The organism is Pseudomonas sp. GL_139_B, from assembly GCF_057834475.1.
The window spans coordinates 5,758,693-5,772,539 of record NZ_CM174403.1 but is presented as its reverse complement, the minus strand read 5'-3'; the positions used below and the strand labels follow the sequence as shown (position 1 = coordinate 5,772,539).

Sequence of the window (13,847 nt, the reverse complement as noted above, 5' to 3'; positions counted from 1 at the left end):
GATAGACCGCGCAGCGGCTCGAAGTCCCTACAACACAATACTCATGCCGTCATACGCCACTTCAACACCCCGCCGAACCAGCTCTGCACGCTCCGGCGAATCCTCATCCAGAATCGGATTGGTGTTGTTGATGTGGATAAGCACCTTGCGCTGTTTCGGCAGTTGCTCCAGCACTTCCAGCATGCCGCCGGGACCATTCTGCGCCAGATGGCCCATTTCCCGACCGGTGCGGGCGCCGACGCCACGGCGCTGCATTTCGTCGTCGTCCCACATCGTGCCGTCCACCAGCAGGCAATCGCTGCCAGCCATGATCTCCAGTAGCGGTGCGTCGACCTTGCCCAGCCCTGGTGCGTAGAACAGTTTGCCGCCGGTGATCAGGTCTTCGACGATCAAGCCGATGTTGTCGCCGGGGTGCGGGTCAAAGCGATGTGGCGAATACGGCGGGGCGGCGCTGCGCAGCGGCAGCGGGGTGAAACGCAGGCTCGGGCAGGCCGCAATGGTGAAACTGCGATCGAGCTCGATCTGGTTCCAGTTCAGTCCACCGTTCCAGTGGGTCAGCATGGTGAACAGCGGGAAACCGGTGCTCAAATCTTCATGGACCATGTCGGTGCACCAGACCTGGTGCGGGCAACCTTCGCGCAGGCTGAGCAGACCCGTGGTGTGGTCGATCTGGCTGTCCATCAGGATGATCGCGCTGATGCCGGTATCGCGCAGGGCACGGCCCGGCTGCATCGGGGCAAAGCTTTGGAGTTGGGCACGGATGTCTGGCGAAGCGTTGCACAGCACCCAGTTCACGCCGTTGTCGGAAATCGCGATAGACGACTGGGTCCGTGCCTTGGCGTTCAGGCTGCCATTGCGAAAGCCGGCGCAGTTCACGCAGTTGCAGTTCCATTGGGGGAAACCACCGCCGGCGGCGGAACCTAGAATCTGGACAAACATGGCCGCTCCATCATTCGAAAACTGAAAATAAAAACGCCTCGGCGAGCCGAGGCGTAGCACTGCGATATAAAAAGATTAGCGGCTTGCAAAGTACATGGTGACTTCAAAGCCGATACGCAGGTCGGTGTAAGCGGGTTTGGACCAGGACATGGGAGCGCTCCTTCAGGTGATGGGACAGTTCAGATCTATACATATAGTCCACCTCCAGGCGGAGATGGTTCAGATAGTTAGGTTGCTATGTTACTCAAAATTACAGCGCGGTTGCCCGTGAAACTTTGAGAAAGCTAATTGCAGCGCCTGTAATGATCATTTTGTCACTTGCCAAACCGTGTTCGGGCCAGGACCGCTGGCCAGGCAGCGCCAGCCGCCGAGCGCTTGATTCAATCGCTGCGCGGCGACCAGTAGTGCTTCGCGGTCGATCAGCAGAATTGTTTCAGGCAGCCGCTCCAGATAATCCGACGAATGGCCAGCCAGTTTGCCCTGCCAGAGCAGTTCGCCTGCCTGAGGGACGGGCAGGGCGTTCAGGTCGAATTGCTCCGCCAAATGCTGACGTTGGGCGATGAACGTTACCTCGTCGATGCCTTCTATCAGTGCTGGCAGCTCACTCAAAAAGTGTTCGATGTGTTCCAGCAAACCTGCCGGTGCAACGCTCGGTGATTGCACGCCGAACAGAATGCCGGTCTGCCCATGGATTTGGCGCAATGCGCTGAACACGGCATAACCCAGTTGCAAGTCCACCCGCAGGCGCTGGTAGAACGGCGTCTGGCACAGGTGCGAGAGCAGTCGCCAGGCGGCTTCATCGGCGATGTCCCGTGTAGCGGTCGGACAGAACAGCAACAGCGCGTGTTCACTGCTGCCAGTGTCGACAGTGGTCCATAGACGCTGGGAGTTGATCGAGGGTAGCGGCGATTGTTGATCCGCAACCCCGGGCACGCGGCTCAGTGCCAATCCTATTGCCGCTTGCGTCTGTGAAGACAAGCCAATGGCCAGACCTTCCCAGCGCGCGCCCGACCAAAGCTGCTGCAAATCCCCCGATTCAACGGCGGGTTCAAGGCAATGCTCAGGCAGCGCCTTCAGCAGCTGTTTGAGCGGCATCAACGCAACGCTTGGTGGTTCATCCTGTGAGAGTCCGGCTTCGGGTGTAGTCAGCTCTTTCAGCGCGTGTTCGAGGACGGCTGGCATCGGTGCCTGTAACCCCGTCATCTTCAGCAACCATTCATTGCCTGAGGCATTGAAGGAAAAGTCGACACCGGCCTGACGCGCGTCTTCGCGCAATGAATGCAGGCAGATTTCCAAGTTTGACTGAAGGCTGGCGTGAGGTTTGAAGTCGAGTCGCCATCGCAGATAGATCGCCCCTTCATCGGTATTGTCTGGCAAGGCCTGACTGAACTGCATCGGGGAGTTTTCGCGACGACTGCGCGAGCGGTCCTGAGCGAATGTGCGCAGACCTCGGTGTTTGCTGGTCTGGCCGCGAATCAGCCCGGCATTGGCCGCGGAGGGGGCGGTTCGTAAAAACGGATTAGGCGGCGGCAGCTTCCATTCGCCGCTGAAGTTATCCACAGCGCCGATTTTGTTCAGGATGTCTTTAAGGGCTGTAACGCCTTGTGCCGATAACCCGTCTTCCAGCTGCTCACTGTCCTGCTGGGCCAACTGTAAGGCGCCGCTGACTTGCTGCTGGCGTTGTAGCAGGGCGGCGTATTCTTCGCGCAAGCCGGCCCAGTCTTGATGGGAGTCAAAGAAGCCCAGCCAGTCGTGCAACCTCTCGCGGATCACGCTCTCCGGTTGAGTGGTGGTGGTGAATTCGATGTGCAGCAAGGCTTGCCCGGCGAACTGGTAGAGCGGCGCGGCTTTCAGGTTGTCAGCCAGACTCTGCTCTCGCAGCGTCGCCAGTAGACCGCCAGGTTTTGCGGCGTTCAGCCAGTGGCACAGAAACGCCAGCGCTTCACGCGATGAGTCGGGCAACGCTTCGAACGCGAACAGAAGATCGAGTCGCTGTTCGCCAGCCTGTTGATAAGTTTTTTCCGAGGCGTCCATCAGCGCAGAAGACGCTTGTTGCGGGACTCGTTGCCCGGCGGGAATCTCGGCGCCAAAACGCTGAGCCAACTCACGCAACTCATCGAGACTCTGCGGCCCGACAAGGCTCAGTGTCATCTGCCCAGTCTGATAATACCGCTGATGGAAATCCTGCAACGCCCGCTGAAACTCAGGCTGCGGCACTGGTAGGCTATCGCGGTTGCCGGCATGAAACCCGCGCAAGGGATGAGTCGGCGAAAGCCCATCGAACAGCGCCAATTGCTGTTGTGCCGCCATATCCTGTGACCAGGCGATAAACTCCGCGTGCAGCACTTCTCGTTCCCGCAACTGATCGTCCGGATTCATGCGCGGATGAGCGAGCATGTCCGACAGACGCTCCAGACCTCCGGCAAACGCCTGAGTCGGCAGCTCGAAAAAGAAGTCAGTCGTGCGCTCATTGGTCCGTGCGTTGACCTGACCACCATGACCCTGAACGTAGGCCATCAGTCCCTGGCCGGCAGGAAAACGCTCGGTGCCAAGAAACAGCAAATGCTCAAGAAAATGCGCCAGACCGGGCCAGGCCAGCGGCACATCATGACTGCCTGCCGCGACCCGCAGCACCGCCGCGCAACGCTTCAAATTCGGGGTATGACGCAGCATCACCTGCAAGCCGTTGGCCAGGGTTTCAGTGTGGGGGCGAGGGTGATTCAGCGCAGGCATGAGCACTTCCAGAACAGAGAAGCGCTAATGCTAGCGGATTACGGGGGATCAGCGCTTGTTAAGGTCGCCGTAAAGCTCGGGACGACGATCAACGAAGTAGCGATTGGCGGCGCGTGAGTGGACCATCAACTGGCGATCCAACTCGCCGACAATCAGCGCTTCATCCAGACTGGCCTGGGCGATGCGACTGCCATCCGGTGCGGCAATGCTGCTCTGGCCGCAATAGTGGATCTCGTCTTCATGGCCGCAGTAGTTGGCATAGGCCACGTAACACTGGTTCTCGAAGGCCCGGGCGCGGACGGTGACGTCAGCGATGAAGTCGTAGGGAATCATGTTCGCCGTCGGCACCAGGATCAGCTCGGCACCGGCCAGGGCCAGACGTCGGGCGTTTTCGGGGAACTCCAAGTCGTAGCAAATCAGGAAACCCAGCTTCCAGCCGTTGAGCTCCACCAGCGGAAAATCATCTGCGCCGGGGCTGAACATCGAATGATCAAGGTCGCCGAACAAGTGCGTCTTGCGGTAGTTGCACAGCCGCTCTCCCTGGGCGTCGATCAACTGCACAGCGTTGTAAATCTGCCCATCCTCGGAGCGCTCCGGGTAGCCATACAAAATGGCAATCCCGGTTGCTTTGGCAATGCGCGCAATTTGCTGCGCCGACTCACCGTTGCGCACCTCCGCGAGGACGCTGACCGCATCGACGCCGATGTTGTAGCCGGTCAGGAACATCTCCGGCACCACCAACAAGTCGGCGCCTTTGGCCTCCAGCGCCAGTTGATGCAGGCGTTGCAGATTGCCAGCGACGTCCAGAGGCAGCGGTGGACATTGGTAAAGGGCTACGCGCATTTCGGATTCCTCTTACTCGGGCAGGGCGATCGGACCGATCTCGTTGAACACATCTCCTGGACCCGGATTCTCGGCGTGAGTTTCACCGCCGAAGTGTTTCATGATGCCCCACACCGCATTGAGCGAGGTCTGCACCGCGCCTTCAACCCAGGCCGGCGTCCACGAAACGTCGTCGCCGGCAATGAAAATCCCGCGTTGCTCAGCCGGCATGTCGTCCTGCATGAAGTGAGCGTACATGCGCTGGTTGTAACGGTAGTGGCCGGGCAGGGCGCCTTTGAAGGCCCCGAGGAAATGCGGGTCGGCTTCCCATGAGACGGTGATCGGATCGCCGATGATGCGCGCGGCGATGTCGACTTTCGGGTAGATCTTCTTCAATGCGTCCAGCGCCAGTTTCACGCGTTTTTCCACCGGGTGCGGGAGCATTTTCAGCGCGTCGCTCATCCACGAATACGACAGGCAAATCACACCGGGCTTGTCGTCACCGTTGTCGAACAGATAGGTGCCACGGGTCAGGCGGTCGGTGAGGGTCATGCTCATCAGGTCGCGGCCGGTTTCCGGATCCTTGTCCTTCCAGAACGGACGGTCGACCATCACGAAGGTCTTCGACGATTGCATGTAGCGGGTGCGGTCGAGGGCCATCCACATCTTTTGCGAGAACAGGGTTTCGTCGCATTCGATCTGGGTGGTCAGCAGCCAGCTTTGGCAAGTGGTCAACACCGCGGCGTATTCGCGGGTGTCGCCGTTGTTGTCGGTGACCGCGAAACGACCGTCAGCGGCGTGGGCGATTTTTTTAACCCCGGAGCGAGGCGCGCCTCGGTGCAAAGACTTGAGACTGGTGCCTTCGGGCCAGTGCACGCAGCGTTCTGGCACATGGCGCCAGATGCCTTGCGGGACTTGTTCGACGCCGCCGACGACCAGGTGCTGGTGATCATCGCAGTTGGTCATCACCACCCGGAAAATTTCCAGCATCGAGTTCGGGAAGTCAGAATCCCAGCCGCCGGTGCCGAAGCCGACCTGACCGAACACTTCGCGGTGATGGAACGAGAGTTTGGCGAAGGCTTTTGAGGTCGCGACGAAGTCGTAGAAGGTGCGGTCGTCCCATAGCGGAACCAGGGTGTTCCACAATTCTTTGAGGCGCGGCACGTCTCGGTCACGGATCGCTTGCTGGATATCGGCGAACTGTGAACCGGCTTCCAGTGCATCCGCCCAGGCGTCAGCCACTTCCTGGAACAGTGCAGGAAGATCCGCCAGTTTCTGTGCGTAATGGGTTTTGCCTTCGATGTCGATCACCGTGCTGCCCGACGCGGGCGTCAGCGGGTTCGGAAAAGGCTTGGTCTGCAGGCCGAGTTTGTCGACGTAGTGATAGAACGCGGTAGACGATACCGGGAAGCGCATCCCGCCCAATTCGGCGACGATTCCATCGGTCCCGTTGAACGCCTGGGAGCGCAGACGACCGCCCATCTTCGAGGCTTCGTAGACGACCGGTTTCAACCCCAGTTTCATCAGCTCATAAGCTGCCACCAGGCCTGCAATGCCGGCGCCGACAATCGCCACTTCGGCACCGTGGTTGTGCGCAGGAATGCTGCCCAGGCCAGCCGGGTGTTCGATCCAGTCGTCGAAGGCGAAAGGAAAGTCCGGACCGAAAATGGTGACTGGTTTCTTACCGTCTGCAGGATGGCGATTGTTCTTGTTCATGGCTGACCTTGCTGGCGACCCGAAGCGGAGTGCGCGTCTGAGTATAGGAAAAGATGGCAGCCATTCTAGTGAGCGTAGAACACGTTAATAAGACGCAATTTGTCGTCGTTTTGCTAATTGTTTGACCAGAATGACGATTGGATGCTGCACACCGTCAATGTTGGAGCCGATCTTGCTCGCGATGAGGCCCTCCCAGACACCAAAGAGCTATCGGCAAAAACTCAAACCGGCTGCCCCCGATCAATCTTGCTACTCAAAATAATCGAGGTCGTCGTCTTCTCCACCCCATCGACACTGCCGATCTGATCCAGCAACTGATCCAGCTGCTCTGGCGAGTCAGTCCGCAGCCACGCCACATAATCAAATTCGCCACTCACCGCACACAACTGCTGTACCTGAGCCATCGCACTGAGCCGGCGCAGCACTTCTTTGCCAGAGCGCGGTTGAACGGTGATCCCGACATACGCCTGTAACCCGCCATCCACCACACGCTGACCGAGGCGCACTCCGTAACCGGTGATGACCCTGGCTTTTTCCAGTCGCGCCAACCGAGACGTGACGGTCGTGCGAGCGATGCCCAACTGCCGGGCGAGCATGGCCACGCTCTCGCGGGCGTTGATCTGCAAAGCTGCGATCAATTGGCGATCAATCTCGTCTAGAACGGGCGGGCGTGTGTCAGGCAAGGGGCGTCTCCAATGGCGTGAAACAATGGATGAGCATGTTACAGGCTCGTTCGACAGGACGCTTGTGGGCGATATTCGGACGGGTCTTTGTACCGTTCAGAACATTTATAACTGCGACAAGTTGCCGTGAGTAACTAGGTAGTACATCATTTCGACCTCGATCTTTTTGATTCCTCCTACTGACTCGATGCTGTGGTCATCCACGGTCACGCTGTGGCGCTGGTAGTGCTCAGTGTTCTCCAGCGCCTCCATACGCTGGGCCAGCGGTTTGGCGCAGCCAGTTGCCATCAGCGTCGACGCGCTGCTGTACCGCCTCGTTGTGCTGCCAGACCTGATCGCCTTTGGGCAGGTTGGGCAGGCTCAAGCCTTGGGGCAGAATGGCCAGGACAAAGGGTTTGTGCGGCAGGCCGTAGGCAAACGACACCATGACCATGGTGCCTTCATCGGGAAGGCCCCGTCAGAGCCTGAAGAGTGTAGCGACCGAACCTTAAATAACTACTGAGCGTAGTTCTGCGCGAAGGCGGCAATTACTTGGGTCGCCTGGAAGTCGACCAACTGCAGGCCGCGCTCCTGGATGCTCGTTTTCGCGATGTGCACCGCTCTACGGTGGCGAGGCGATTCGTTTTCAGATGGGGCGGATACAGGGATTAGTACGTTTTTCAGTTGGATAATCCCTTCCTGTTCAGCGCGTACGAACTTCATCAGCCACTGATCGCAGTGGTCGAGTATCGCGCTTGGTTCAGGCTGGTCGAAAGCCAAGGGCTTGATAGCGGCCACTACCTCATTTCGGTGAACCAGAGGCAGGTGCAGTTTGGTTAGATCACCGGTCAGAGTGTCATCGCGGAAATTACGGATGGATGCTTCCGAGAACATGGTTCGAATTTCTCGAACCATCATCTCTTCACGACGATCACGTTCAATGCCTTGGCGCTCGATATAGCGGCTAAACAGCGTTGCAAGGGTCGTGTCAAAATTGTCCACCAGGATCGAGCGCATGGGGCTGAAGCGAATCAGTGACTCCTTCGGCTCGGTCAGGTAACGAAAGTGGTTAACGATCTGCGATTCTTGAGCTTCTGTTGTCATGAGGCGAACACTATCCAGTTCGTTCTGGACTATTTCCATAGCCTTGGCGAATAGGTTGTTGCACTCGAAGAAGTGATTGACCCGTTTCAAATTTTTACGGGCGAGCCTGTACTCCATGCGTCCGATCGCTGGTGCCGAAAGAACGATGCCGACGTTGGCAAACTCTTCGGTTTCGGCAAAAGGCGCGAAGCGCACGATGCTGTAAAGGCAGGTATATTTCATTGCAGGACGCTCCAGAACTCGTCCGATTGGCAGTGCATCAGGTTACTTTCAATTTCTTCGAGCAGAATGTTGAGCCCCGGTTTGCCAATGGATTCACGCCATTCATCGGGTATGTCCAAGCATAGGTCATTAAATCGCATGGCAGTGTCGTGCATCCGCTGGCTGTATTCAACTCTGTCGACCAGATCCAGTTTCCAGGTTCGATTACTCGGACCAAACACATGGCTTTCCGCGAATTTTTGAGCATCCCGAGGCCATTTGAACGCCTGGTTGTGATCAATCAGCTGAAGCTGATTGTCAATTCCACACATCAGTAGGTTGGGGCGACCACCGAATGGTCCTAACTGACGATCACCGTTACCTACCCAGTAATCAAAGATAAAAACGGCTTTTTGCAGGTCACTCGGAACCTGCTTTGCTTGTGAGTACAACAGGTCGGCAGCGTCCGCTACATAGGCCAGGGCATAGCTGTCTCCTGGCCCAAGATCGTTGCGTGCCTCTACGTTGTAGCGCAGCAGAGCAGGGTCAATGTAGATGTAGCCATGTTCGGGGATCGGTAGGCCGAATTGGGCGGCGAGGCGAGCACAAAGCAGCTCGGCAATACGCTCGCTGGGCGGCAATTCCCACCCTTTGGCCACACACGGCACAGGAAGGGACGCGTAATGCCACCCTCCAGACGCCGGAGGATCTCAACCGCTTCTATGTAATTACCCACGGCCATCGCCGGCTTCCTTATAAATCAGCTTTCCAGACGATACTTGTCTGGATCCTGCTGCACCATGCCCTGCGATGATTCTTTAGAGGTATTGCGTAGGTTAGATCTGTATGTGAAGAAAATAATCGACTAGTGAGCGATAGTTCTTGTTTATGAAGGCTATCTTCGTCTCGTCGGTACGGACCGGAACCTTGTAAGCAGGGGGGGCGTGCCCAACGTCTTTCCTAGTCAGTGAGTGGGATAGACGGGAAACCGTGAAAGGAATCGCCGATGCTCTGATTTACAAAAAGCCCTGATACAAAAGTATCGGGACTTTTTGCTTTCTAGCAGGAATTCCAGTCTTAAGTAGAGGCCCCGAAAGTCGGCGCGCCTATCATGGGTGACTGATCATTACTTCTCTGATTCCGTTTCGGTACGAGGAGGTCTAGGTGTCAGCACTTTCACCACATCATCAATTACCGCCTTGCTCATCGCCGTCAGATAATGCGCGGCCCAAGCGTGGCGGTCGGTGTCCTTTGTGTAGGCGGCATCCTCGGCAAATGCCTTGGCGAGGAATAGCAGATTGGAGGCCTGTGCCAATGCTTCGACGATGGGGACACCGGGCCTGACGTTGAATAACGCCTGATCCGAGCAGTATATGAACGGAGTGAAGCCAATGGTTTTTAGTTCTGATTGGTTGTTCATGGTCAACTTCCTTGATTTGAGGAGATGCCACTTTCGTTTCCAAGCGAATGGGTGGCAGCTGTGCGCAGGTTGGAAAACCGGGAATCAAGGAACCGGCACGCCCTAAGACGTCCCGCGCACAGCCGCCATAACTCAGGTTGCAGATAAGCTGCTGCAATCGTAATCAGGGGCGCTGTTACGTTTTGATTCGACGGGTTTCCAAGCCCGATCACTGCATTGGCAGTGACGTCCGGAGAGTATCCCGTCGAACAAAAGCGCAACAAGGCAGCAAAGTGCCCATCACAAGATAATCAGATGTTGCCTACAACCTTGGCGGGCGTCATCTGATAGCTGCGACATACAACTTAAAGAAAACCAGCTCGTCGCATACGAAAAAGCCGCGCATCAGCGCGGCTTTTTTGTTTGGTGGGCCCACACGGACTTGAACCGTGGACCAAAGGATTATGAGTCCTCTGCTCTAACCAACTGAGCTATAGGCCCTCAGTAGGCCGCGGATTATAGCGACGGTTTCTCCGCTGTGCTATCCGAAAAATCCGATATGGCTATACGAAGAAACGTCGCGGCGAATTCTTCGGCGGGAAGTGGCGGGCTCACGATGTAACCCTGGATCTGCCCGCAGCCTTCGGCGGCGAGGAATTCCTGTTGGGACAGGGTCTCAACACCTTCGGCGATGACAGTGAATTGCATGCTGCGGCCCAATGCGATGATCGCTCGAACGATGGCCGCATCATGCGGATCGTCAGGCAGGCCGCGGACGAACGACTGATCGATCTTGAGAATATCCAGTGGCAGACGCTTGAGGTAACTCAAGGACGAGTAGCCGGTGCCGAAGTCATCGATGGCCAACTGCACACCTAGCTGTTTGAGTTGGTGCAGCACCGCCAGCGCTTCCTCGGCCTGGCTCATGATGAAGTTTTCGGTAATCTCCAGTTGCAAAAAGTCAGGCTGGAGATGGCTGTCCTTGAGCAGTTGCTCGATCCGTCCCAGCAGGTTTGGTTGGCGCAGTTGGGCGCCTGCGAGGTTGACCGAGAGCGGGCCGAGGCATTCATATACCTGACTCCATTCGTACATTTGGCGGCAGGCGGTCTCAAGTACCCAGTCGCCGATCTGCAGAATCATGCCGTTTTCTTCGGCCAAGGGAATGAAGTGTTCCGGTGGCACTGTGCCGAAGGTCGGGTGATGCCAACGAATCAGTGCTTCGGCACCGACCAGGCTGTGGTCATCAAGGCTGATTTTCGGTTGGTAGTGCAGCGACAGTTCGTTGCGCTCGATGGCGCGCCGCAACTCATGTTCCAGCGCCACGCGTTCGCTGGCCTGCGCGGTGAGGTCGCAGGTGTAGCGTTCAACCCGGTTGCGCCCCTTGGCCTTGGAGCGGTACATCGCGGCGTCGGCGTTTTTGACCAGTGTGGCGACGTCGCAGCCATCCTTGGGGTACAGGCTGGTGCCGATACTGGCGCTGATAAAAAACTCGTGATCACCCGCCTGGAACGGCGCAGCGAAACAATTGAGCAGCTTGGTCGCGATGTTGTCGGCATCGCTGTTCTGTTGCAGGCCCGGTAGCAGGATAATGAATTCGTCGCCCCCCAGGCGTGCGACGGTATCGATGTCGCGCAACTGCTCTTTAAGGCGCACGGCAATGCCTTTGAGCAGCAGGTCGCCGACCGGATGGCCGAGGCTGTCATTGATGTGTTTGAAACGGTCCAGGTCCAGGAACAGCACGGCACCCTGGCCCCCATTTTCCTGCTGGGCGTTGAGGGCGGTCAGCAATCGGCTCTCGAACAGTGTGCGGTTTGGCAGGCCGGTCAACGGGTCGTGGTGCGCCTGGTAGTCGAGTTTGGCCTGGGCGTGTTTGAGGCTGGAAATGTCCGCGAACACTGCCACGAAGTGGGTGATGAACTTGTCCCGGTTGCGTACCGCGCTGATGGTCAGCCAGCTCGGGTAGAGCTCGCCATTCTTGCGGCGGTTGGAGATCTCGCCTTGCCAATGACCTTCGGCTGTCAGTTGGTGCCACATAGCCGCGTAAAACGCGCTGTCGTGAAGGCCAGAAGCGAGCAGGCGAGGGGTATGGCCCAATGCTTCGCTCTCGCTGTAGCCGGTAATTTCGGTAAACGCGCGGTTGACCGCACTGATGTGCTGTTGGGTGTCGGTGATCAGAACGCCCTCGGCTGTGCTTTCGAACACGGTGGCGGCCTGTTGTAGTTTCTCCTGCATCAGGTGCCGCTCGGTGATGTCCCGGGCAATGGTCAACATGCAGGCGTCATCGCCGATCGGCAATGGGCGGGCCGACACCTCGCACAGTCTGATCTGTCCGTCACTGCGGCGGATATGGCAACTGAAGTCGCGGACGAAGCCATCCCTGTGCAGCAGATCCAGCATCTGTTTGCGTTCGTTGAGGTTGACCCAAATCCCCAGGTCCAGGGCGGATCGATCAATGGACATCGCGCTGTTGAAGCCAGTAATGCGGCTGAAACCTTCATTGACCTCCAGCAGTAACCCGTCGCTCTGCCGTGACAGCAGCAAACCGTCCGGGGAGGCGTGGAACGCTTTGGCGAATTTCTCTTCAGAGGTTTGCAGTTGTTGCTGGGTTTCTTTTAGCTTGCTGATATCACGCACCACCACCACGAGGGCAGGGGTCGTATCGAGATTGAAATGCTCGGCGGAAATCAGGCCGGTAAACACGTGGCCGTTGCTGCGGCGAAAGGGCATCTCCAGGTTGCGGATGCTGCCGGCCTGCAGTCTTTGCAACAGCCCCGGCCCAACGCCGGGGATGCCCCAGATATTCAGGTCAGTGGCGGTCTGGCCGATGACTTCTTCGGCTTTGAGGCCGATTTGTTCTTCGAATGCTTTGTTCACCTCCAGCAGGCAACCGTCGGACAGGCGCGCGATCACCAGAATGTCCGGGTTTTGCTGGAAGACCGAGGCGAATTTTTGCTCGGAGAGGCGCAATGCCTCTTCAGTACGCTTGGTATCACTGATGTCGATCATCAACCCGCGCAACACCGGCTCATGACCGTGTTCAATCAGGCTGATGATGTCGCGCACCCACAGGCAGCGACCATCGGCGGTTATGACGCGGTAATCGATGCTGTGATCTCGCCCGGCCAGCACTTCGTGATCGCAGAAGGTTTGGGCGCGTGTCAGGTCCGCAGGGTGGATGATGTTGCGCCAGAACCCCGGAATCAGCCAATGAGAAAGGGGGTATCCCAGCAGGTCTTCGGCGTGCGGCGACACGTAGCTGTAGGTGTAATCGCTCATCCGTGCTTCCCAGGCGATGGCCGAAAGACTCTCGACCAGCCCGCGATAGTGGTATTCGCTGCTGCGCAGTTCCTGTTCAAGGTCGACCCGGCGTGCAATTTCAGAACTCAATCGACGGTTGATCCGAATCACCACGGCCAGCATGCCCATCAGAAACAGCAACCCCGGCAGGCCATAAACCAGCACATCCGACCAGAAGCTTCGCTGATCCGGGACATTGCCTACCCAGCGTTGCTGAATGGCGCTGATTTCACTGGGACTTATGTCCGCCAGTGCTTTGTCCAGAATGCTGACCAGCACCTTGTTCTCGGGAGGTGCGGCCATTGCCAGTTGATAGCGATAGGGGGTTTCGCCGCTGACATATAGTCCTGCGAGCTTGAGCTGGCGAAGGCTCCAAACGCTGGAAGCGAGATCGCTCACTACGGCGTCCACTTCGTCGGAGGCCAGCGCTTGCAAGGCCGAGCTCACATTGGGCATCGGCACCAGACTCAGATCCGGGTGGTGAGCACGCAACAGCTCATGGGGTGCATAGTTTTTCACCACGGCGACTTTCAGCCCATATAGCTCTTCGAGTTTGTGCGGTTGGGCGCCTCCGACGTGGGCCAGGATGACAATCGGAAAATCGAGATAGGGGCGAGTAAACGATAGGAATGACTGGCGCTCAGGGGTCGACATGATGCCTGGTATAACGTCCAGTTTGCTTTGCTTGGCCTGTTCCAGCAGAGCAGTCCAGCTGCCCGGCTCGGTGGGTGTTAGTTCGATGGCCAGTCGGTGACGGATCACATTGATGTAGTCCTCTACCAGGCCCTGATAACGGCCTTGTTCGTCACGGAACTCAAATGGCGGCCAAGACGCATCCACACTCAGGTGTAAATCCGGGTGTGCGGCCAGCCAGCTACGTTCGTCGTCGGTCAGATTCAGCGCGCCAGCCATTGCGGTCCACGTCATCAGCGACAGCAAAAAAAGCACGGTCCGCAGTCTGGGCATAACGGTCT

General features: G+C 57.6%; 10 protein-coding genes, 1 tRNA gene and 1 pseudogene. All 12 read right to left on the bottom strand.

From position 1 onward, the window contains the following. Positions 1–27 precede the first annotated feature (27 nt). Entirely contained in the window at positions 28–939 is a 912-nt protein-coding gene (gene pqqB / locus AC3ISI_RS26480) for a pyrroloquinoline quinone biosynthesis protein PqqB (protein ID WP_489334461.1), read from the bottom strand. 75 nt (positions 940–1,014) lie between these two features. After that, the gene (gene pqqA / locus AC3ISI_RS26475; protein ID WP_009045898.1) at positions 1,015–1,089 is read right to left on the bottom strand and encodes a pyrroloquinoline quinone precursor peptide PqqA; all 75 of its coding nucleotides are present in this window, start codon (positions 1,087–1,089) and stop codon (positions 1,015–1,017) included. A 156-nt stretch (positions 1,090–1,245) separates the two neighbouring features. Beyond that, entirely contained in the window at positions 1,246–3,672 is a 2,427-nt protein-coding gene (gene pqqF, locus AC3ISI_RS26470; protein WP_489334460.1) for a pyrroloquinoline quinone biosynthesis protein PqqF, read from the bottom strand. A gap of 48 nt (positions 3,673–3,720) precedes the next feature. Next, positions 3,721–4,515, bottom strand: coding sequence for a carbon-nitrogen hydrolase family protein (locus tag AC3ISI_RS26465; protein ID WP_489334459.1), 795 nt, complete (start codon positions 4,513–4,515; stop codon positions 3,721–3,723). Between the two features lie 12 nt (positions 4,516–4,527). Continuing rightward, positions 4,528–6,210 (bottom strand): flavin monoamine oxidase family protein, encoded by a 1,683-nt coding sequence (locus tag AC3ISI_RS26460; RefSeq protein ID WP_489334457.1) that lies wholly within the window; start codon positions 6,208–6,210, stop codon positions 4,528–4,530. A 221-nt stretch (positions 6,211–6,431) separates the two neighbouring features. Further along, complete coding sequence (locus AC3ISI_RS26455) at positions 6,432–6,893, bottom strand: Lrp/AsnC family transcriptional regulator (RefSeq protein WP_008067391.1); 462 nt, start codon at positions 6,891–6,893, stop codon at positions 6,432–6,434. A gap of 114 nt (positions 6,894–7,007) precedes the next feature. Further along, a pseudogene (locus AC3ISI_RS26450) lies at positions 7,008–7,326 on the bottom strand (hypothetical protein); the annotation flags it as partial. Positions 7,327–7,388: 62 nt separating this feature from the next. Then, the gene (locus tag AC3ISI_RS26445; RefSeq protein ID WP_489334456.1) at positions 7,389–8,198 is read right to left on the bottom strand and encodes a DUF3037 domain-containing protein; all 810 of its coding nucleotides are present in this window, start codon (positions 8,196–8,198) and stop codon (positions 7,389–7,391) included. Next, a complete protein-coding gene (locus tag AC3ISI_RS26440; protein WP_489334455.1) occupies positions 8,195–8,836 on the bottom strand; it encodes a HipA family kinase in 642 nt (213 codons plus the stop codon). The genes AC3ISI_RS26445 and AC3ISI_RS26440 overlap by 4 nt, the downstream gene beginning before the upstream one ends. A gap of 467 nt (positions 8,837–9,303) precedes the next feature. Next, positions 9,304–9,597, bottom strand: coding sequence for a DUF3077 domain-containing protein (locus AC3ISI_RS26435; RefSeq protein ID WP_489334454.1), 294 nt, complete (start codon positions 9,595–9,597; stop codon positions 9,304–9,306). A 403-nt stretch (positions 9,598–10,000) separates the two neighbouring features. Next, positions 10,001–10,077: transfer RNA gene (locus tag AC3ISI_RS26430), tRNA-Ile, on the bottom strand. Positions 10,078–10,092: 15 nt separating this feature from the next. Next, the gene (locus AC3ISI_RS26425) at positions 10,093–13,839 is read right to left on the bottom strand and encodes a bifunctional diguanylate cyclase/phosphodiesterase (RefSeq protein WP_489334453.1); all 3,747 of its coding nucleotides are present in this window, start codon (positions 13,837–13,839) and stop codon (positions 10,093–10,095) included. Positions 13,840–13,847: the final 8 nt, after the last annotated feature.

Bases quoted from the DNA above. Each gene is read 5' to 3' on its own strand.
- pqqB (WP_489334461.1), bottom strand. From the start codon at position 939: ATGTTTGTCCAGATTCTAGGTTCCGCCGCCGGCGGTGGTTTCCCCCAA.
- pqqF (WP_489334460.1), bottom strand. From the start codon at position 3,672: ATGCCTGCGCTGAATCACCCTCGCCCCCACACTGAAACCCTGGCCAAC.
- AC3ISI_RS26465 (WP_489334459.1), bottom strand. From the start codon at position 4,515: ATGCGCGTAGCCCTTTACCAATGTCCACCGCTGCCTCTGGACGTCGCT.
- AC3ISI_RS26460 (WP_489334457.1), bottom strand. From the start codon at position 6,210: ATGAACAAGAACAATCGCCATCCTGCAGACGGTAAGAAACCAGTCACC.
- AC3ISI_RS26445 (WP_489334456.1), bottom strand. From the start codon at position 8,198: ATGAAATATACCTGCCTTTACAGCATCGTGCGCTTCGCGCCTTTTGCC.
- AC3ISI_RS26435 (WP_489334454.1), bottom strand. From the start codon at position 9,597: ATGAACAACCAATCAGAACTAAAAACCATTGGCTTCACTCCGTTCATA.
- AC3ISI_RS26425 (WP_489334453.1), bottom strand. From the start codon at position 13,839: ATGCCCAGACTGCGGACCGTGCTTTTTTTGCTGTCGCTGATGACGTGG.